Source organism: Brevundimonas terrae (genome assembly GCF_011761985.1).
In the GTDB taxonomy this organism is placed as follows: Bacteria; Pseudomonadota; Alphaproteobacteria; order Caulobacterales; family Caulobacteraceae; genus Brevundimonas; species Brevundimonas terrae.
This window is the reverse complement of the sequence record NZ_JAASQT010000001.1, coordinates 859,764-877,723: the sequence shown is the minus strand read 5'-3', so window position 1 is coordinate 877,723 and position 17,960 is coordinate 859,764. Positions and strand designations below refer to the sequence as shown.

Here is a 17,960-nt window from a genome sequence, read left to right as displayed (position 1 = left end):
AGGAGTGCCTCCATGGCCGACACCTATTCTACCCTGCTGATCGAACGCCATACCGATGGCTATGCCGTGGTGACCCTGAACCGCCCCGAGGCCCTGAATGCGCTGAACTCGCAGCTTCTGGGCGAACTGGGCGACTTCCTCGAAGCCGCAGAGCGCGATGACAGCATCCGTGCCGTTGTCCTGACCGGCTCGGCCAAGGCCTTTGCCGCCGGTGCCGACATCAAGGAGATGTCGGACAAGTCCTATGCGGACATGTATCTGGAAAACTTCTTTGCCCGCGCCCATGACCGCGTTGCCGCCTTCCGCAAGCCGATCATCGCGGCTGTGTCAGGCTATGCACTGGGCGGCGGTTGCGAGCTGGCCATGCTGTGCGACTTCATCATCGCCTCCGACACCGCCAAGTTCGGCCAGCCGGAAATCAATCTCGGCGTCGCCCCCGGCATTGGCGGCTCGCAGCGCCTGACCCGCGCCGTCGGCAAGGCCAAGGCCATGGATATGTGCCTGACCGCGCGCATGATGGATGCTGCCGAGGCCGAACGCTCCGGTCTGGTGTCCCGCGTTGTGGCTGTGGATGCCCTGCTGGACGAAGCCCGCAAGGTCGCCGCCAAGATCGCCGCCCAGTCGCCACTGGCCGTCATCGCCAATAAGGAACTGGTGAACGCCGCCTTCGACACCACCCTGTCGCAAGGTCTTCAGTTCGAGCGCCGCCTGTTCCACTCGCTGTTCGCATTCGACGATCAGAAGGAAGGCATGGCGGCTTTCGTCGAAAAACGTAAACCGGTCTTCACCAGCCGCTGATTTCGGTCCACTATAAGGATCAACGGGTCGGGACTACGGGGCTTGAATCCCCGCCCCGACTCAATTCCAGCCGGTTTGCGTTGACCCCCCCACGGGTTTCCGCTATAGCCGCGCGCTCTTGAGATTTTATCGCCGTGGCCTTCGGGCTTGTGGCGCACATCGTTCGAAGGTTTTTCAAATGGCTAACAACGCCGGCGCCCGCAAGGCGATCCGCAAGATCGAAGCGCGGACTGCAGTGAACAAAGCTCGCCGTACCCGCGTACGCTCCTATCTGCGCAAATTCCAAGAAGCCGTCACCGGCGGCGACGTGGAAGCTGCCAAGGCTGCTTTCATCACCGCTCAGTCGGAACTGATGCGCGCTGTATCCAAGGGCGTCGTTCACAAGAACACCGGCTCGCGTAAGGTCAGCCGTCTGTCGGCCCAGCTGAAGAAGCTGTCGGCCGCCTAAGAAAGTCCTTGAACGGATGAGCGCCACGGCCTCTCCGTTCAAACTTTTTTACTGACTACAAAAATACCCGCGATACGGGTGTTGCAAGAAAATCGAACGATTTCAAAGGCGAGGCGGCTACGGCTACCTCGCCTTCTTGCTGTCTAAAACCCAATTTCCCCGGCAGTTTTTGCAGCCCTCACTGGCAAAAAAAACCTTTTTCCTAGTCCCTACGGGGGTTTGCGCGAGTCAACTAATTTAAGTGCATTTCGCGACTCGAATCTGCGTTGATTCCCGCCGCGCGCCGAGTAAGTTGAAGGGGTAACGCACTTCTATCCCCAAGGATGAAGACGAGGGAAATCAAGCATTTCCCTCGGCGGAGTTGTCTGTCTGTGAGAACGGCCCCACGCGCTAAACCTCGGTTTGGCGCGACAGGAGAAGTCGTCCCTGATGTCCAACTTTGAAGCTGCGTTGCACGGTGGTTTGAAGAATTAATTCTGGCGGGTGACTCTTATATGATTGGGGGCGTTGCAATGGGGCAGATGACCGATCCGGACCGGATCTGGACAGAAGCAGCTGATCGCTTGAAAGCGGAAATCGGCGATGGGCCCTATAGTTCGTATATCGCGCCTTCAGCGGTACGCGTGGACGGACAGGGTAATCTTATTCTGGTAACCCCGACCGCCTATGCGCGGGACTGGGTTCGTCAAAATGCGCTGCGTCGCATGAACGAACTGTGGCTGGGCCTGGACGGCCTGTCGCGTCGTCTGGATGTGCGCTGCCGCGCCGAGGTGGGTTCGGTCCTGCCGTCGTCGGCACGCGAAGTGCCGCGTCTGAACTCCATCAGCACGGCTCCGGCACCTGCGCCGGTCGCGCCGACCTTTGCCGCCTCTGCCGACAGCGCCCGTGCTGTTCGCGCCGCTGGCCTGCAAGAGCGTCTGACCTTTGACACCTTCGTCGAAGGCCACGGTAACGCCTTTGCTCTGGCCATCGCCAAGCAGGTCGCCTCTTGGGCCGACGGTCACTTCAATCCGGTATTCTTCTGTGGCCCTTACGGCTACGGCAAGACCCACCTGTTGAACGCCATCGCCTGGGAAGCCCAGCGTCTGCGCCCCAATGCCAAGGTGGTCTATCTGACCGCCGAGCGCTTCTTGTCGACCTTTGTGCGCGCCATGCAGGACCGCTCCACCGCGGCCTTCAAGGAAAGCCTGCGCTCGGCCGACATGCTGCTGATCGACGACGTCCAGTTCGTGGGCGGCAAGGCTTCCACCCAGGAAGAGCTGCTGAACACCCTGACCTCGCTGATCGAGGACGGCAAACGTATCGTTCTGTCGGCTGACCGTGCACCGGTGGCCCTGACCGATATCGAACCGCGCCTGCGCAGCCATCTGGCTGCCGGCCTGACCTGCCCGGTCGAAGCGGCTGACCGCACCCTCAAGGTGGCTGTCGCCCAGAACCGTCTGCGCTCGCTGGCCAAGCTGGGTGTCGTGGCGGGCGAGGCTCGCCCCGAAGTGCTGGAACATCTGGTGGAACGTACCCCCGGTTCGATGCGTGAACTGGAAGGTGCCGTAAACACTCTGGCCGCCGTTGCCGGTGCGCGTCTGGCGACCCTGACGGTCGAAGACGTTCAATCGCTGCTGGGTACCGCCATGCGTGGCGGCCCCGAGCGTCGCATCACCGTGGACGAAATCCAGAAGACGGTGTCCGAGCATTTCAACCTGAAACAAGCCGATCTGCTGAGCGAGCGCCGCACCCGTGCGATTGCCCGCCCGCGCCAGATCGCCATGTATCTGTGCAAGCAACACACGACCCGTTCCTATCCGGACATCGGTCGCCGCTTTGGCGGGCGCGACCACACCACGGTCCTGCACGGTGTGCGCAAGATCGAAGAGCTGCTGACGCAGGACGAGCAAATCGCCCGTGACGTCGAGGCCCTGACGCGCAAACTGCGCGGTTAAACGAGGTATTGGCGCGCAAACTGCGCGGCCAAGACCCTCTCCAAGACAGATTTAGGCCGCGCCCCATCAGGGGTGCGGCCTTTTTCTTTGCCGAAATGAGGGACGTCTGTGGATTTCCTGCGCCGATTTTGGGGTAACCGCTAGCGGAACGCCCCTCAGGCGTTGCGGCGGACGCGCAATCCGCTAGTGTCACCCTCTATACATTCGATCAGGCGCGTCTTCCTGATCGCGACCGGGCGAGACCACATGCAGCTGACTATCGAACGTTCCGCGCTTCTTCGTGCCTTGGGCCACGTCCAAAGTGTGGTCGAGCGTCGCAACACTATTCCGATCCTGTCGAACGTGTTGCTGACCGCAGGCCGTGACCGCCTGTCGTTCGCGGCCACCGACCTCGACATGGAAATGGTCGACGAGGCCGAGGCACAGGTCAATGTCGAGGGCCAGATCACGGCTCCGGCCCACACCCTTTATGAAATCGTCCGCAAACTGCCGGACGGTGCCGAGGTCAGCCTGTCCTATTCCGGTGACGACCCCCGTCTGGTGGTCGCCGCCGGTCGTTCGCGCTTTAATCTGCCGGTGCTGCCGGCGGGCGACTTCCCCGTGATGTCGAACGAAGCCACGGGCGTGCGCTATACCCTGCCCAAGGAAGATCTGGCCCGCCTGATCGACAAGACCCGTTTTGCCGTCTCGACCGAAGAGACGCGCTATTATCTGAACGGCCTTTATCTGCACACCGTATCGGATGGCGGCATCCCGCTTCTGCGTACCGTTGCCACCGACGGCCACCGTCTGGCACTGGCCGAAACGCCCGCTCCAGAAGGCGCTGCGGGTGGTCCCGGCGTGATCGTACCGCGCAAGACCATCGATCAGGTCCGTCGCCTGCTGGACGATGGTGCCGGTTCCGTCGAGATTCAGGTCTCCGCCCAGAAGATCCGCTTCGAACTGGGTCAGGCCAGCCTGACCTCCAAGGTCATTGACGGTGCCTTCCCCGACTATCTGCGCGTCATCCCGCAGGGCAATGACAAACAAGCCGATATCGATAACAGCCTGTTCGCCAAGGCCGTTGACCGCGTGGCCACCATCTCGGCTGAAAAGAGCCGCTCGGTGAAGTTGGCCTTTGATAATGACCGCGTGAAACTGACTGTCCGCAATATGGAAGCCGGGCAAGCCGAGGAAGAGGTCGAAATCGGCTATTCGGACGAACCGTTCGAAATCGGCTTCAACGCCCGCTATCTTCTGGACGTCGCCGGTCAGATCACCGGTGAAATCGCTACCTTCAAATTCGCCGATCCGGCCAGCCCGACCCTGGTGCTCGATCCGGCTGATGTCGGCGTCCAATATGTGCTGATGCCGCTGCGCGTCTAAGCTTTTGCAACACACCGCATCTCAAAGCCCCATGGTTATGCCATGGGGCTTTTTGCTGTAGGCAACTGACTTAACGATCTCGGGGGAGATATTGATGCAACCTATCCAGTTTAGCTCTGACCGCCTCGCTTATGGCGCTCTGATCGTCTGTAGCTTTCTGACAAATGTCCTCCTTGTCAGCTTCTTTGGGCATTACATTCCCGCCAGCCTCATCGCCGTGATGCTATCATCGGCACTTTTCATCCTTGGTCTATACGGGCTTATGCGCCCACGCCTCGTTACTCTGGATGCCCAGAGCCTGACGCTGCGCCCAACCTTTGGTCGACAGCAACGCTGGACGCGCCAGCAGATCGTCAATGTAGAAGAAATTGCCTCGCCCCCGTTCGCCGCCCTTATTGCGCGTGTGAAGGACAACAGTGGCAAGCACCGCGCCATCACCCTCTCAAACAGGCTCACGCCGGCAGGGTTGGGCGTTCGTCATGAAGGGCGCGAGGTGGGGATCATGCCCTCCTCACGGCTTTCGCTGGTTCAGGCGTGGCTCAAAGACGCACTGTAATCCCGATCAGGCCGATTTGAGCCCCATCCTTCATGGGCTATAAGCCGCCCCTGTTCCTCGTGCGTGAAAGTTCTGCTGCGTGACCGCCCAAACATCTTCTCTGCGCGTCTTTCGGGCCAAACGTCCCAATATCATCCGCTCTGCCGTCAGCCTCTTGATGCTGGCGTTTGCGAGCATGATGTTTCTGGAAGCCGACAGCCTCATGCTACGCGGTTTGAGCTGGGCCAGCATTGTGTTTACACTGGTCGTGATTGTTCGTCTGACCATTCGCTTCATCGCCGCGCGCGATGTCACTGTGACCGAGAAAGGCTTCTGGCTCGGTCGTGGAAACTTCATTGGCTGGGACAAGGTGTTGCGCTTTGGAACCATCGATATGAAGCGTCAGTCGTTCGTAGTTTTTACTCTGGTCACGCCGCCGGAACGTAGCGGTATGGACCGTATGCGTCTTCGCGGCCTGCCGGCCGATATTGCCGGCTATCTCCCCGCGACGATCGATGCCTCCGTGTCCGAGCTTCTCGACTATATGAACCGCACAAAGCGCCATTACAGTTGAGCGCATCACGCTTGCAGATCGCGGGATCGGCTTGGCACCCATGACCGCTTCCTCTAACTGTCCCTCGACCCTACGGCACGAGCGCACAGATTGAGCCTGACCTCCCTCGCCATTACCGATTTCCGTTCTTACGGCGCATCCCGTCTGGATTTATCCGGCGGGCCTGTGGTGCTGTACGGGCCGAACGGTTCGGGCAAGACCAACCTGCTGGAGGCCATCAGCCTTTTGACGCCCGGCAAGGGTTTGCGCGGCGCGACGGCAGCCGAGATGGGCCGTCGGGAACCCGGCGAGGCCATGGGACGTCCGTGGGGGATTGCCGCCACCCTTGCCACCCCCGATGGCGAGATCAAGATCGGCACCGGCGTTCAGACCATGGGCGCTGCGGCCCGCCGGATTGTGCGTATTGATGGCGAAACGGCCCAGCCAGGCCGGATGCTGGAACATCTGCGTCCTGTCTGGGCCACGCCCGAACAAGACCGCCTGTTCTCCGATGCCCGCGCTGACCGCCTGAAGTTTTTCGACCGGCTGGTCTTTGCCGCCCATCCCGACCATGCGGCGGTCGTCTCCAATTACGAAAAAGCCCTGCGCGAACGTATCCGTCTGTTGTCGGACGAGGAACGCAGGCCCGATCCCGTCTGGCTGGATGCGCTGGAAGCCCGCCTGTCGGAAGCGGGGGCCAGAGCCGCCCTCAACCGCGTCACCGCTTTGAAGGCCCTGCAAGACGGCATCAATGCCCGTGCCGACCGGCCTTTTCCGCAGGCCGATCTCGGGCTTGAAGGTCCGGCCGAGCAGATGGCGCAGGACGGGGCCGACGAAGCCGACATCCTGTCCATGCTGGGCGAGGGTTTTGTGCGCGCCCGCGCCCGTGACGGGGCCGCTGGTCGTTCGCTGTTCGGGCCGCACCGCACCGACCTGACCGCCCTTCACCGCGAGAAGAACCGTCCCGCCGCCGAAGGGTCATCGGGAGAGCAAAAGGCGCTGGTTCTAAACCTGATCCTTGCCCAGACAGCCCGTTTGGCGCAAAGCACCGCCCAGCCGGTCCTGTTGCTGGATGAGGCCCCCGCACACCTTGACGAAGCCCGCCGCGCCGCCCTGTTCGACGAGATCGAAATGCTGGGTCTGCAGGCCTTTATGACCGGTACCGAGCGGGACCTGTTCGCTGCCCTCGAAGGCCGCGCACAGTTTGTCAGCGTCAGCCCGCTCGGCCTGACGCTCTAGACAATCGCGCCACCCGCGATTTCCCCGACCAAAAGCCTTCGAAGGATGGCTTTTTGCTAGGAAATTCCTATATATTGGATGTTTCGGGGTGCTCTGATTTGCGCCACGAATATGGCGGCCCAACCGCCGACTTTTTCCCGTCCGACCCACGGACCCTGAGCCGACTTTTTCATGACCGAACAGACCGCTCCCGCGCCAGAGTACGGCGCCGATTCCATCAAGGTTCTCAAAGGCCTGGATGCCGTGCGCAAGCGCCCTGGCATGTATATCGGTGACACGGATGACGGCTCGGGCCTGCACCACATGGTGTACGAGGTGGTGGATAATGCCATTGACGAGGCCCTGGCGGGTCACGCCGATCTGGTCACCGTCACCCTGAACGCCAACGGTTCGTGCACCGTGACCGATAACGGACGCGGCATTCCGGTGGGTATCCACGAGGAAGAAGGCGTCTCGGCCGCAGAGGTCATCATGACCCAACTGCACGCCGGCGGTAAGTTCGACCAGAACTCCTATAAGGTTTCCGGCGGTCTGCACGGCGTGGGCGTTTCGGTTGTGAACGCCCTGTCGGACTATCTGGAACTGGTCATCTATCGCGATGGCAAGAAGCACCATATCCGCTTCGAGCGCGGGGATACCGTCAAGCCGCTGGAAGTCGTCGGCGATGCGCCGATGCGCGAGGACGGCACCCGTCTTCTGACCGGCACCGAAGTGACCTTCTATCCTTCGGTCTCGACCTTCAGCTTTATCGATTTCGATTTCAAAACTCTGGAACACCGCCTGCGCGAGCTGGCCTTCCTGAACTCCGGTGTTCTGATCAAACTGCGCGACGACCGTCCTGTCGAGCCGGTTGAGTCCATCCTGCATTACGAAGGCGGCGTCGAAGCCTTTGTGCGCCACCTCGACAAGTCCAAGACCCCGATCCTGAAAGACGTCATCGTCATTCAGGGCAAGAAGGACGGCATCGAGATCGACCTCGCCCTGTGGTGGAACGACAGCTATCACGAGACGATGTTGTGCTTCACCAACAACATCCCGCAGCGTGACGGCGGCACCCACTTGTCGGCCTTCCGTGCGTCCCTGACGCGCGTGATGAGCAGCTATATCGAAAAAGCGGGCGCGGCTAAAAAAGAGAAGGTCAATCCCAGCGGCGAAGACGCCCGCGAGGGCCTGACCTGCGTCCTGTCGGTCAAGGTTCCCGATCCGAAATTCAGTTCGCAAACCAAGGACAAACTCGTTTCGTCCGAAGTGCGTCCCGCTGTTGAAGGCCTGTGCTCCGAAGGTCTGTCGGAGTGGTTCGAAGAACACCCCACCGAAGCCAAGCTGATCGTCTCCAAGATCATCGAAGCCGCTGCCGCCCGCGAAGCCGCGCGTAAGGCCCGTGACCTGACCCGCCGTAAATCGGTGCTGGAAATCAGCTCGCTGCCGGGCAAGCTGGCCGACTGTCAGGAACGCGATCCGGCCAAGTCCGAACTGTTCATCGTGGAGGGTGACTCCGCTGGTGGTTCGGCCAAACAGGCGCGTAACCGCGAAAACCAGGCCGTTCTGCCGCTGCGCGGTAAAATCCTGAACGTCGAACGCGCCCGCTTTGACCGTATGCTGTCATCCGACACCATCGGCACGCTGATCCTTGCGCTGGGCACCGGTATTGGCCGCGACGATTTCAACGCCGACAAGCTGCGCTATCACAAGATCATCCTGATGGCCGACGCCGACGTCGACGGCGCGCACATCCGTACCCTGCTGCTGACCTTCTTCTATCGCCAGATGCCGGAACTGATCGAGCGCGGCCACGTCTATATCGCCCAACCGCCGCTCTATAAGGTCTCCAAGGGCAAGCAGCACCGCTACATCAAGGACCAGCCGGAAATGGACGCCTACCTCATCGAGGAAGGCTGTTCGGATGCGTCGCTGGAAACCGGCTCGGGCGAGGTTCGCGCCAGCATGGACCTGCAAGAGCTTGTGCGAGAAGCCAAGACCTTCAAGGCCGGTGTTGACCGTTTGACGGCCCGCGCACCGGGCTTTGCGATCGAACAAGGCGCCCTTGCCGGTCTGTTCGATGAAAATGCCGGCGACCTGCTGGAACGCGCCCAACGCGCCGCCGAACGCCTGAACCTCTATAACGAAGAGGGTGATGGTCCTTGGTCGGCAGAGCTGGCCCAACAGGGCGGCGTTGTCTTTACCCGCGTGCGTCGTGCCGTGGCCGAAACCGTCGTGCTGGACGAGGTTCTGGGTCGCTCCATGGATGCCCGCCGTCTGGGCGAGCGCGCCGCCGCCTTTGACACCCTGTTCGACAAGCCCGCCATCTTCCGCCGCAAGGACAAGTCCACGACCATTCGTGGTCCGCTGGACCTGCTGAATGCGGTTCTGGATGCCGGCAAGAAGGGCATTGCCGTCCAACGCTATAAGGGTCTGGGCGAAATGAACCCCGACCAGCTATGGGAAACCACGCTGGACGCCAATGCCCGCACCCTGCTGCAAGTGAAGATCGAGCACGGTGACGATGCCGACGACCTGTTCGCCAAGCTGATGGGCGATGTGGTGGAACCCCGCCGCGAGTTCATTCAGGAAAACGCTCTAGACGCCGACGTCGACGCCTAAGCGCCGAACCTTTGACCCGATCACGATCAGCGCCGGAGCCTTCACAGGTTCCGGCGCTTTTCTTTTGCCCTTTGATGCGGACATAGAAAAAGGCCGCCACGGTTGCCCGCGACGGCCTTTTAAAAGACGGGTATCGTCTCGGGCTTAGTCGACTTGCAGTTGACCGGCCGAAACCTTGCCGCTGCGGCGGTCGGTTTCCAGCTCGTAGCTGACGTTCTGGCCGTCATTCAGCGTACGCAGGCCAGCGGCCTCAACAGCCGAGATGTGCACGAAGATGTCGTTGCCGCCATCTGCCGGAGCGATGAAACCATAACCCTTGGTCGGGTTGAACCATTTAACGGTGCCGTTAGCCATCTAAATGACCTCCAGTGAATTGGGCACCAAGACCAACTCTTGGTACCGTCGGTCTAGGGAACGGCAGATCTCAATGCGTCGCAAAGAAGAAAGAGCGCGTTACGCACAGATATCGACACGGAACGTGTGAAGGCTTTAATGGCCTCTCGTCAAGGCCTCTCGTCTCAAAGTTTCACGCTCATCCGGCCGGAGCCACATAATTCGCCATCTCGTCGAACTCTTCGAGGAAGGTGGCGCGATAGGCATCCACCTCCATGATGACCTCGTGTCTGGCCCCCGGCACCTCGACAAAGCGCCCGCGACCCAGTCGCCGTGCCGCCCAGCGGGCCGTCTGTTTCCAGACCAGTACGTCGTCGCTGGCCTGAACCACACAGACCGGCACCTTGACCGCTTTCAAAGCCTTGGCCTTGAGCGCGCGTTCACCAGCATCCAGTGCAAAGCCCAGCCAGCCCCAGGTCGGGCCACCAATGGCCAGATGCGGGCAGGCGAACAATTGCTGCTGCCACAGGCCATAGCGCCCGCTATCGGAGGTCAGGGCATTGTCCTGGAACGTATGCACGAACGGGTCGTCGGCATTGTCCAGCACATAGTCGCCGCCCTTGCCGTTACGAAGCGCCCAGCGCACGGCCAGCTTGACCGACCACATCGAACGCTTGCCTGTCTTGATGCGCAACATCGGGCTGCTGAGCAGGGCACCGGCAAAGCGGTCATCGCCGCTCTGGAGCGTCAGCAGATTAAGCACGCCGCCCATCGAGTGACCGACCATGATCCATGGCTTGGGGGCCTGTTCGACATAGGCATCGATCAGGCGCGCATAGTCGTCCAGAAACTCTTCGACCGCACGGGCATGGCCCTTGAGCCGGTCCGGCAACAGGCGGGCGGACAGGCCCTGACCACGCCAGTCATGCGCCAGAACGCAAAAACCGCGCGCGAGGAAATTGCCGATCAGTTCGTAATATTTCTCGATCGGCTCGCTGCGGCCCGGGCTGAGGATCACCGTGCCGCGCGGGGTGCGCGCCTGAAGCACGCTGGGACGCCACAGGGCCGCACGCAGTCGCAACCCCCCTGCACCACGGAACCAGTCGGCCTCGCCCCCCGGCGGGGGCATGGCACCTGGAACCCCCATCAGGGGCGCTTGGGCAGAATGGGGCGACGGACGTGTCACTCGGGCTTCCTGAATTTGAGGGTCATACGGTCGGATTCACCGATCGCATCATATTTGCTGTGATCGAACTCGAAATTCGGCGGCTCGCCAAGGGCCGACGAACGGCGCGTCGGCGGCAGGGTTTCCACGCCGAACGGGTGGTTCTTGGTGTCTTCGGGATTGGCGTTGATTTCCGAGGATTCGACAAAGACGAAACCGGCCTCTTCGGCCAACTGACGCAGGAAGGCCTCCTGCACATAGCCGTTGGCGGCTGCCGGATCCTGATCCTCGTCCGGCTCCAGACGGTGTTGCTCAATGCCCAGAATACCGCCCGGACGCAGCGCCGCAAAGGCATCGGTAAAGGCTTTTTCAGCCAGTCCCGCCGCCATCCACACATGCACATAGCGCATGAACAGAACCAGATCGGCGGTCCCAGGCGGCTCGATCACAGGACCGGAGCCAAGGCCGAAATAGGTAAACCCGACCTGACCATACAGCTTCTTGTCGGAGTCCAGACGCGCCTTCAGCGCATTATTGACCGCCACCTGCGCCGGATCAGCCCCTTCGCCCTCGACGAAACCGGCCACGAACAAATGACCACGGCCCTTGTTCAGATAGGGGGCGAGAATATCGGTGTACCAGCCACCACCCGGCCAGAACTCGACCACCGTCATCGACGGTTGCAGACCAAAGAAGCGCAGCGTCTCCATTGGGTGGCGCCACTGGTCGCGTGCCTTGTCTTCGGGCGAACGCCACGGGCCTTCTATCGCCCATTCCAGCGAACCTTCGGGCGGCCCCGCCTTGACCGGTTCGGCCGCCTTGGCCGGCTCGGCTTCCTTTTTGCGACCACAGGCCGACAGGCCCATCAGGCCGCTGACGGCAACACCTGCCAGAAAGAGGCGTCGGGATGCGAAATGGATCATAGGTTTTCTCCGGCCGAACCCGATAAAGGGGCCATGACAGTGATCACCGCCGCCACCCTCATTTTGTGGCACGGTGATACGGCCATCATTGGGCCGCCAGCGGTTTACGAAAACGAAGGGTCATGCGGTCGCTTTCGCCAATGGCATCCAGTGCCGCCCGCTCGTCCGTGGACAGGGTGCGCCCTTCCCCCTCGGAACGGCGCGTCGGCGGCAGGGACCATACACCGAAAGGATGGTTGCGGGTATCGGCGCTGTTGGCATTGATCTCGCTGCGGCCATCCAGCTCGAAACCGGCTTGTTTGGCCACATGGATCACCCAGCTTTCCGGCACATAGCCGGTGGAAGCCACCGAGGCGACATTCACGCCATCGATGCTGCGATGCTGCTCGACCACCAGAACGCCGCCAGGCTTCAGCGCCTTGAAGAAGGCTTGCAGATACGGCTCGACACGTCCATCGCTCGACCAGTTATGGAAGGCGCGGGCCACCACAACCATATCCGCAGTGCCATCGGCCACGCCCATACCCTCCAGCGGACGGTTGACCGGCACATAGGTGCCGCCCGTCGCCGTGGCATAGGGTTCCAGAATATTGCGCCACCATCCGGCACGGCCCGGTTCGATCTCGACCACGGTCAGGCCCGGTTGCAGGCCCCAGAAGGTCAGGGTTTCAAACGGGTGGCGCTGGCTGTCGCGCACGCGGTCCGCCTCGGGGCGGGTCGGCGAGGCAATGGCGGCCTGAAGCTGGGTATCTTCTCCGACAACCGGCATTTCCATGGCCAGACCCTGACGGTGCGGCAATTGCGCGGGGAACTCGGTTGGCGGGGTCTGGGCGACAGCCGCACCGGCGGTCAAAAGAGTGGCAGCAAGGCTGGCAAGGACGAGCGGTCGCATAGGATCTCCGTGTCGTCGAAAAAGGCTTGGCCCGAGTGTTAAAGCGCTTCGCGCCGACAGCAAGACGCAGAAAGCCGATTTCGCCCCTTGAACGGCAAAATCGGCTTCCTAACTGTTTATGCGAAGGTGCCGATACCGGGCCTTCCAGTCTTTTCGGGGCCGAGCACGGACCGACAGGGCTGAAACCCATAGCCCGCCGGGGGCAAAAATCGCCGGCTGGCCCAACCTTGCTGATCCATCAGGAGGATTGCCTATGCGTACCTATGATTTCACGCCTTTGATGCGTACCGCCGTCGGTTTTGACCGACTGGCCCGCCAGATCGAAACCGCTGCCCGTTCGGGTCAGGAAAACGGCTGGCCGCCCTATAATATCGAAAGCACCGGCGAGGACACCTATCGCATCGAGGTCGCTGTCGCGGGCTTTGCCCCCGAAGAGTTGGACATCGAAGCCAAGGAAAACCTGCTGACCGTGACCGGCAAAAAGGCCCCGCAGGACGAAACCGTCCAGCGCACCTTCCTGCATCGCGGTCTGGCCGAGCGCGATTTCGAGCGCCGCTTCCAGTTGGCCGACTATGTGGTGGTCAAGAATGCCGCCCTCAATAACGGTCTGCTGGTCATCGAACTGAAGCGCGAACTGCCCGAGGCCCTCAAGCCCCGTCGCATCGAGATCGCTGACGGTTCGGCGCTGATCGAGAATAAAAAAGCGGCCTAAGGCCTCTTAAACAAAACTCCCCTCCCTCCAGTAGGCGGTCCTTTTTCGAAAGGGCCGCCTTTCTGTTTGGGGTCAGCTTTCCGCCAGCGTCCGCACCGTGCGCGCATCCATACCGCGCAGACCCTCAAGCTGGGTGTCTGTCAGATTGGCCCCGCGAAGTTGCGCGCCATGCAGACTGCTGCGGGCCAGATCGGCGCGGGTCAGATTGGCGTGGCGTAGGTCGGCATTGGACATATCGGCCCCGCGCAGATTGGCCCCTGTCAGATCGGCGGGCAGCAAACGGTCGGCCGCCAGTAATAGCGGTCCCATCTGGGCTTCGCGCAGGTCCGATCCGTTCAAACGTGCATTGGCCAAACGCGCGCCGCGCAAGTCGGCACGGCGCAGATTGGCCGAGCGCAGGTCCGCGCCCTCCAGCTGTGCGCCCTGAAGCTGCACACCCTCCATGTCGAGACCGTAAAACACCGCCCCCTTGGCCGACAGCGCCGTCAGGTTCAGTCCGGCAATCGTAACGAGCGTGCGCAGGTCCACATTATCGAACACCGAGGGCTGGCCTTCACGGCCACCTGTCGCGCACCACTGGGCGTGGACCCGCAACATGTCCGCCGCCGGAAGCGCCGCGACCGGCTCGCCCGCCGAGCCCTTGTCGGTCAGTGCGCCTTCCATATTGGCCCCGTCGGTTCGCCACATGGTCGCCTTGACGCCCACCAGTATCGCCCCCGACAGGTCCGCGCCCGAAAGGTCGGCCCCGGACAGATCGGCACCGGCAAGGTCGGCCCCTTTAAAACTGGCTTGCTTGAGGTTGGCGCGTACCAGCTTGCAGTCCTTCATCACCGCATCGGTAAAATCGGCAGCGATGGCGACAATGCCGGTCAGGCGCGAGCGCTGGAGATTGGCCCCCGAAAGATTGGCACCGTGCGCCTGGGTATCGGAGCGTTTTTGCGCCTCGATGACCCGAAAACCCAGCTTGGCATCCGAGGCCGCAATCGTACCTTCGCGCAGATCGGCCTCGAACAGGTCCGCCCCCGAAAGGTCGGCCCCGCGCAGACAGGCCCCGCGCAGATCGGTGCGGCGCAGGCTGGCCTCCTGCAGGTCTACATCCTGCATATCCGCGCCAAAGAAGTTGGCATTATCGAGCTTGGCACCGGACAGATTGGCCCCGACCAGACAGGCCGCCGTAAAATCGGCATCGGTCAAATTGCGCCCGTGCAGATCCAGACCGCTGAGGTCCAGCCACGCAAAAACGGCCCGCGCACCACCGGGACGCGCCTGCCACAGACGGTCATGTCTGGCGCAGATGGCGTCTACCTCGGCCTGGGTCAGCTTGCGACGTTCTTGGGTAACATCCTCGGTCATCACCAGACCCTAGAGCCGATCAGATTAAGGAAGGTTTGCAGTGCCTTACTCGGTTAACAGGCCCGACGCACGCAAGGCCTCGGCCAATTGGCCTTCCGGCGTCCAGACACGGGTATAGCCCGCCTCGCCCAGACGGCTCAGTTCGGTCTTGAGGTCTGCATTGGGCGAAGAGGCAAAACGCGCATCAAAGCCCTGACCGTCCTCGGATACACGCACCATCGGACGCCCCGTTTCCAGACGGTGCAAAAAGCCTTCGCACAGGGCAATGGCTTCGGATTCCAGGACGCCCGAAGACACTTCAAGCCCTTCCTCACGCAGACGCTCGACACCGCGTCCCGAGGCGAAGGGCGACGGATCAAACGCCCCGATCACCACGCGGGCAATCCCTGACTCGGTCAGGAAATGGGCACAGGATTTGCGGCCCGAGGAGCGTGCGCCGCACGGCTCCAGCGTCACATAGGCCGTGGCACCCTTGGCCAGACCGCCCGCCGCAGGCACAGCCTGTTCCTCGGCATGAGGGCGACCGCCCGCCGCCGTGGCCGCCTCGGCCACCACAACGCCGTCCTTGACGATCACACACCCCACCGCCGGATTTGGCCAAGTCTGCCCCATGCGCGCATTGGCCAGTTCAATGGCGCGGCGCATGAAGACGATATCCTGTTCGTTTCCGGCAGTGGTCATGGTCTGACGTTGTCCTTAGGCGATTTGCGGCAGGGGTTTGGCGCGGCTGGCGTCCAGATAGCGGGCCGAAACCGGCTTCAGGTTGGCATCCAGTTCGACATCCAGCGGGTTGCTGGTCGGGATTTCCACGTCGATGATTTCTTCGTCCGACAGGCCGAACAGCAGCTTGACGATAGCACGCAGCGAGTTGCCATGGGCGGCAATCATCACATCCTCGCCCCCCTTCAAGCGCGGCTCGATCTCGGCATCCCAATAGGGCTGCACGCGGTCCAGCGTCGTTTTCAGGCTTTCGGTGTTCGGGATGTCCTTGCCGACATAGCGCGGGTCATTGGCAAAGCTGTATTCGCTGTCGGCATCCAGCGGCGGCGGCGGCACGTCATACGAACGGCGCCACACCTTGACCTGATCCTCGCCGTGCTTGGCCGCTGTCTCGGCCTTGTCCAGACCGGTCAGACCGCCATAGTGGCGCTCGTTCAAACGCCAGTCCTTGATGACCTCGACATCTTTGAGGCCCGCGCTTTCCAGCGCCATATCGCCCGTACGCATGGCCCGCGTCAGGACCGAAGTGAACAGCACCGACGGCTTGAAGCCGGCCTCGGCAATCAGTTCGCCGCCACGACGCGCCTGCGCCTCGCCTTCGGCGGTCAGATCGACATCGACCCAGCCCGTAAAGCGGTTTTCAAGGTTCCACTGGCTTTGGCCGTGGCGCAGCAGGATCAGTCGCGACATTGAACACTCCGGTATCTCGTAGTCGCATCGCTAGGAGGCGTCACCGTGCGGGTCAAGGCCGGAATGCCGCCAAAACACCGGTAAGGACCGCCTGTCATCATCTGATGGTTGCGTCCGCATGACTGCCAATGGTCTAAGGGCCCATCGAAACAGGCACTCCCACCCTGTCTTATTATAATGACCCACGGACTTTCCATGCGCGCACCCCGTCAGGACCTGAAGCCCAATACGGCGGCCTACGAGACACAGGCTCTCGTCAAGCCGACAGGTTTTCGTGAATATGATGCGCGCTGGATTCTGGAGAAGGAAATCAACCTTCTGGGCATTCAGGCACTGGGTCTGGGCCTTGCCACCTATGTGCACGAACAGAATATCGAGCCGAAAATCGTCATCGGTCACGATTTCCGCTCCTATTCCATCGCCGTCAAACAGGCCCTGACGATCGGCCTGCTGCAAGGCGGGATGCAGGTGCTGGATATCGGTCTGGCTTTGTCGCCGACCGCCTATTTCGCCCAATTCGCCCTTGATTGCCCCTGCGTGGCCATGGTCACCGCCAGCCACAACGAAAACGGCTGGACCGGCGTGAAGATGGGCGCGAACAAGCCCCTGACCTTTGGCCCCGATGAGATGGGCCGCCTGAAGGAAATCGTGCTGGGCGGTCTGGGTGTCGAGCGTGCCGGTGGCACCTTGACCCACATTGAAGACTTTGCCGAAACCTATATCGCCGATGTCGCCACCAAGGCGCAGATCAAGCGCCCGCTGCGGGTTGTGGCGGCCTGTGGCAATGGTACCGCCGGTGCCTTTGCGCCCGAGGCCCTGCGCCGTATGGGCGTGGAAGTCATCGAGATGGATACCGATCTCGACTGGACCTTCCCCAAATACAATCCGAACCCCGAAGACCACGCCATGCTGATGCAGATGGCGGCCAAGGTAAAAGAAACCGGTGCCGACCTCGCGCTTGGTTTTGACGGTGACGGCGACCGCTGCGGCGTGGTGGATGATACGGGCGAGGAAATCTTCGCCGACAAGATCGGCCTGATGCTGGCGCGTGACCTGTCGGCCGTCTATCCGAACTCGACCTTTGTGGTCGATGTGAAATCGACCGGCCTGTACAAGACCGACGAGGTCCTGAAAGCCAATGGTGCGACCACCGTCTATTGGAAGACCGGCCACTCCTATATCAAGCGCAAGACGGCCGAAATCGGTGCGCTGGCGGGCTTTGAAAAGTCGGGCCACTTCTTCATGGCCGGTGATCTGGGCCATGGCTATGACGACGGTATCGTTGCCGCTGCGGCTATTCTGGCCATGCTGGACCGTAACCCCGACAAGAAGCTGTCGGAGCTGAAACAGGCCCTGCCTGCGGCCTATACCAGCCTGACCATGTCGCCCCATTGCGCCGACGAGGAAAAATACGATGTGCTGGCCCGCATCGTGAAGGAATACGAGGAACTGGCAGCTGCAGGCGGCTCGATCCTTGGCCGCAAGATTGTCGAGGCCATCACCGTCAACGGCGTGCGCGTGCATCTGGAAGACGGCTCGTGGGTTCTGGTCCGCGCCTCCTCGAACAAGCCCGAACTGGTGGTCGTCGTTGAAAGCATGCGTTCCGAAGACGACATGCGCGACCTGTTCCACAAGGAAGTGAAGCCGCGTCTGGCCAACCATCCGGAGATCGGCGCGTTCAATCAGGAAATCTGAT

The 17,960-nt window shown here is 61.6% G+C and carries 17 protein-coding genes; 10 read left to right on the top strand and 7 right to left on the bottom strand.

Translation table 11 applies throughout. The features are described from left to right. Nucleotides 1–12: 12 nt before the first annotated feature. From FHS64_RS04190 to gyrB, 8 genes are all read left to right on the top strand, one after another. On the top strand, nt 13–798 hold the full coding sequence (locus FHS64_RS04190; RefSeq protein ID WP_167176023.1) for an enoyl-CoA hydratase: 786 nt from the start codon (nt 13–15) through the stop codon (nt 796–798). 178 nt (nt 799–976) lie between these two features. Continuing rightward, nucleotides 977–1,246, top strand: coding sequence for a 30S ribosomal protein S20 (gene rpsT, locus FHS64_RS04185; RefSeq protein ID WP_167176021.1), 270 nt, complete (start codon nt 977–979; stop codon nt 1,244–1,246). Nucleotides 1,247–1,758: 512 nt separating this feature from the next. Beyond that, a complete protein-coding gene (gene dnaA / locus FHS64_RS04180; RefSeq protein WP_243862716.1) occupies nt 1,759–3,183 on the top strand; it encodes a chromosomal replication initiator protein DnaA in 1,425 nt (474 codons plus the stop codon). Nucleotides 3,184–3,429: 246 nt separating this feature from the next. Continuing rightward, nucleotides 3,430–4,548 (top strand): DNA polymerase III subunit beta, encoded by a 1,119-nt coding sequence (dnaN, locus tag FHS64_RS04175; RefSeq protein ID WP_167176017.1) that lies wholly within the window; start codon nt 3,430–3,432, stop codon nt 4,546–4,548. 94 nt (nt 4,549–4,642) lie between these two features. After that, a complete protein-coding gene (locus FHS64_RS04170) occupies nt 4,643–5,104 on the top strand; it encodes a hypothetical protein (protein WP_167176015.1) in 462 nt (153 codons plus the stop codon). A 79-nt stretch (nt 5,105–5,183) separates the two neighbouring features. Beyond that, on the top strand, nt 5,184–5,657 hold the full coding sequence (locus FHS64_RS04165) for a hypothetical protein (RefSeq protein WP_167176013.1): 474 nt from the start codon (nt 5,184–5,186) through the stop codon (nt 5,655–5,657). 90 nt (nt 5,658–5,747) lie between these two features. After that, nucleotides 5,748–6,875, top strand: coding sequence for a DNA replication/repair protein RecF (recF, locus tag FHS64_RS04160; protein ID WP_167176011.1), 1,128 nt, complete (start codon nt 5,748–5,750; stop codon nt 6,873–6,875). A gap of 171 nt (nt 6,876–7,046) precedes the next feature. Next, complete coding sequence (gene gyrB, locus FHS64_RS04155; protein ID WP_167176009.1) at nt 7,047–9,476, top strand: DNA topoisomerase (ATP-hydrolyzing) subunit B; 2,430 nt, start codon at nt 7,047–7,049, stop codon at nt 9,474–9,476. A gap of 144 nt (nt 9,477–9,620) precedes the next feature. On the opposite strand, the gene FHS64_RS04150 is transcribed toward gyrB, so the two are convergent. The 4 genes from FHS64_RS04150 to FHS64_RS04135 all read right to left on the bottom strand — a co-directional run bounded on the left by FHS64_RS04150 (nt 9,621) and on the right by FHS64_RS04135 (nt 12,789). After that, nucleotides 9,621–9,830: a cold-shock protein gene (locus FHS64_RS04150; protein WP_167176007.1), complete on the bottom strand. Its 210-nt coding sequence runs from the start codon at nt 9,828–9,830 to the stop codon at nt 9,621–9,623. Nucleotides 9,831–10,008: 178 nt separating this feature from the next. Next, on the bottom strand, nt 10,009–10,956 hold the full coding sequence (locus FHS64_RS04145) for an alpha/beta fold hydrolase (RefSeq protein WP_167176005.1): 948 nt from the start codon (nt 10,954–10,956) through the stop codon (nt 10,009–10,011). Nucleotides 10,957–10,991: 35 nt separating this feature from the next. Continuing rightward, on the bottom strand, nt 10,992–11,897 hold the full coding sequence (locus tag FHS64_RS04140; protein WP_167176003.1) for a class I SAM-dependent methyltransferase: 906 nt from the start codon (nt 11,895–11,897) through the stop codon (nt 10,992–10,994). A gap of 85 nt (nt 11,898–11,982) precedes the next feature. Beyond that, entirely contained in the window at nt 11,983–12,789 is an 807-nt protein-coding gene (locus tag FHS64_RS04135) for a class I SAM-dependent methyltransferase (RefSeq protein ID WP_167176002.1), read from the bottom strand. A 253-nt stretch (nt 12,790–13,042) separates the two neighbouring features. Here FHS64_RS04135 and FHS64_RS04130 point away from each other — a divergent pair, with 253 nt between their 5' ends. Beyond that, entirely contained in the window at nt 13,043–13,501 is a 459-nt protein-coding gene (locus tag FHS64_RS04130; protein ID WP_167176000.1) for an Hsp20 family protein, read from the top strand. 72 nt (nt 13,502–13,573) lie between these two features. On the opposite strand, the gene FHS64_RS04125 is transcribed toward FHS64_RS04130, so the two are convergent. Genes FHS64_RS04125 through gpmA form a run of 3 tightly spaced genes read right to left on the bottom strand, consistent with a single transcriptional unit; the run spans nt 13,574 to nt 16,264 of the window. Further along, nucleotides 13,574–14,854: a pentapeptide repeat-containing protein gene (locus tag FHS64_RS04125; RefSeq protein ID WP_167175998.1), complete on the bottom strand. Its 1,281-nt coding sequence runs from the start codon at nt 14,852–14,854 to the stop codon at nt 13,574–13,576. 45 nt (nt 14,855–14,899) lie between these two features. Then, a complete protein-coding gene (locus tag FHS64_RS04120; protein WP_167175996.1) occupies nt 14,900–15,535 on the bottom strand; it encodes a bifunctional diaminohydroxyphosphoribosylaminopyrimidine deaminase/5-amino-6-(5-phosphoribosylamino)uracil reductase RibD in 636 nt (211 codons plus the stop codon). Between the two features lie 15 nt (nt 15,536–15,550). Then, complete coding sequence (gpmA, locus tag FHS64_RS04115) at nt 15,551–16,264, bottom strand: 2,3-diphosphoglycerate-dependent phosphoglycerate mutase (protein ID WP_167175994.1); 714 nt, start codon at nt 16,262–16,264, stop codon at nt 15,551–15,553. 195 nt (nt 16,265–16,459) lie between these two features. Here gpmA and FHS64_RS04110 point away from each other — a divergent pair, with 195 nt between their 5' ends. Beyond that, entirely contained in the window at nt 16,460–17,959 is a 1,500-nt protein-coding gene (locus FHS64_RS04110; protein ID WP_167175992.1) for a phosphomannomutase/phosphoglucomutase, read from the top strand. The last annotated feature ends 1 nt before the right edge of the window (nt 17,960 follow it).

Coding starts and splice junctions, on each gene's coding strand:
- FHS64_RS04190 (WP_167176023.1), top strand. CDS start 13: ATGGCCGACACCTATTCTACCCTGCTGATCGAACGCCATACCGATGGC.
- rpsT (WP_167176021.1), top strand. CDS start 977: ATGGCTAACAACGCCGGCGCCCGCAAGGCGATCCGCAAGATCGAAGCG.
- dnaA (WP_243862716.1), top strand. CDS start 1,759: ATGGGGCAGATGACCGATCCGGACCGGATCTGGACAGAAGCAGCTGAT.
- dnaN (WP_167176017.1), top strand. CDS start 3,430: ATGCAGCTGACTATCGAACGTTCCGCGCTTCTTCGTGCCTTGGGCCAC.
- FHS64_RS04170 (WP_167176015.1), top strand. CDS start 4,643: ATGCAACCTATCCAGTTTAGCTCTGACCGCCTCGCTTATGGCGCTCTG.
- gyrB (WP_167176009.1), top strand. CDS start 7,047: ATGACCGAACAGACCGCTCCCGCGCCAGAGTACGGCGCCGATTCCATC.
- FHS64_RS04150 (WP_167176007.1), bottom strand. CDS start 9,830: ATGGCTAACGGCACCGTTAAATGGTTCAACCCGACCAAGGGTTATGGT.
- FHS64_RS04145 (WP_167176005.1), bottom strand. CDS start 10,956: ATGGGGGTTCCAGGTGCCATGCCCCCGCCGGGGGGCGAGGCCGACTGG.
- FHS64_RS04140 (WP_167176003.1), bottom strand. CDS start 11,897: ATGATCCATTTCGCATCCCGACGCCTCTTTCTGGCAGGTGTTGCCGTC.
- FHS64_RS04135 (WP_167176002.1), bottom strand. CDS start 12,789: ATGCGACCGCTCGTCCTTGCCAGCCTTGCTGCCACTCTTTTGACCGCC.
- FHS64_RS04130 (WP_167176000.1), top strand. CDS start 13,043: ATGCGTACCTATGATTTCACGCCTTTGATGCGTACCGCCGTCGGTTTT.
- FHS64_RS04125 (WP_167175998.1), bottom strand. CDS start 14,854: ATGACCGAGGATGTTACCCAAGAACGTCGCAAGCTGACCCAGGCCGAG.
- FHS64_RS04120 (WP_167175996.1), bottom strand. CDS start 15,535: ATGACCACTGCCGGAAACGAACAGGATATCGTCTTCATGCGCCGCGCC.
- gpmA (WP_167175994.1), bottom strand. CDS start 16,264: ATGTCGCGACTGATCCTGCTGCGCCACGGCCAAAGCCAGTGGAACCTT.
- FHS64_RS04110 (WP_167175992.1), top strand. CDS start 16,460: ATGCGCGCACCCCGTCAGGACCTGAAGCCCAATACGGCGGCCTACGAG.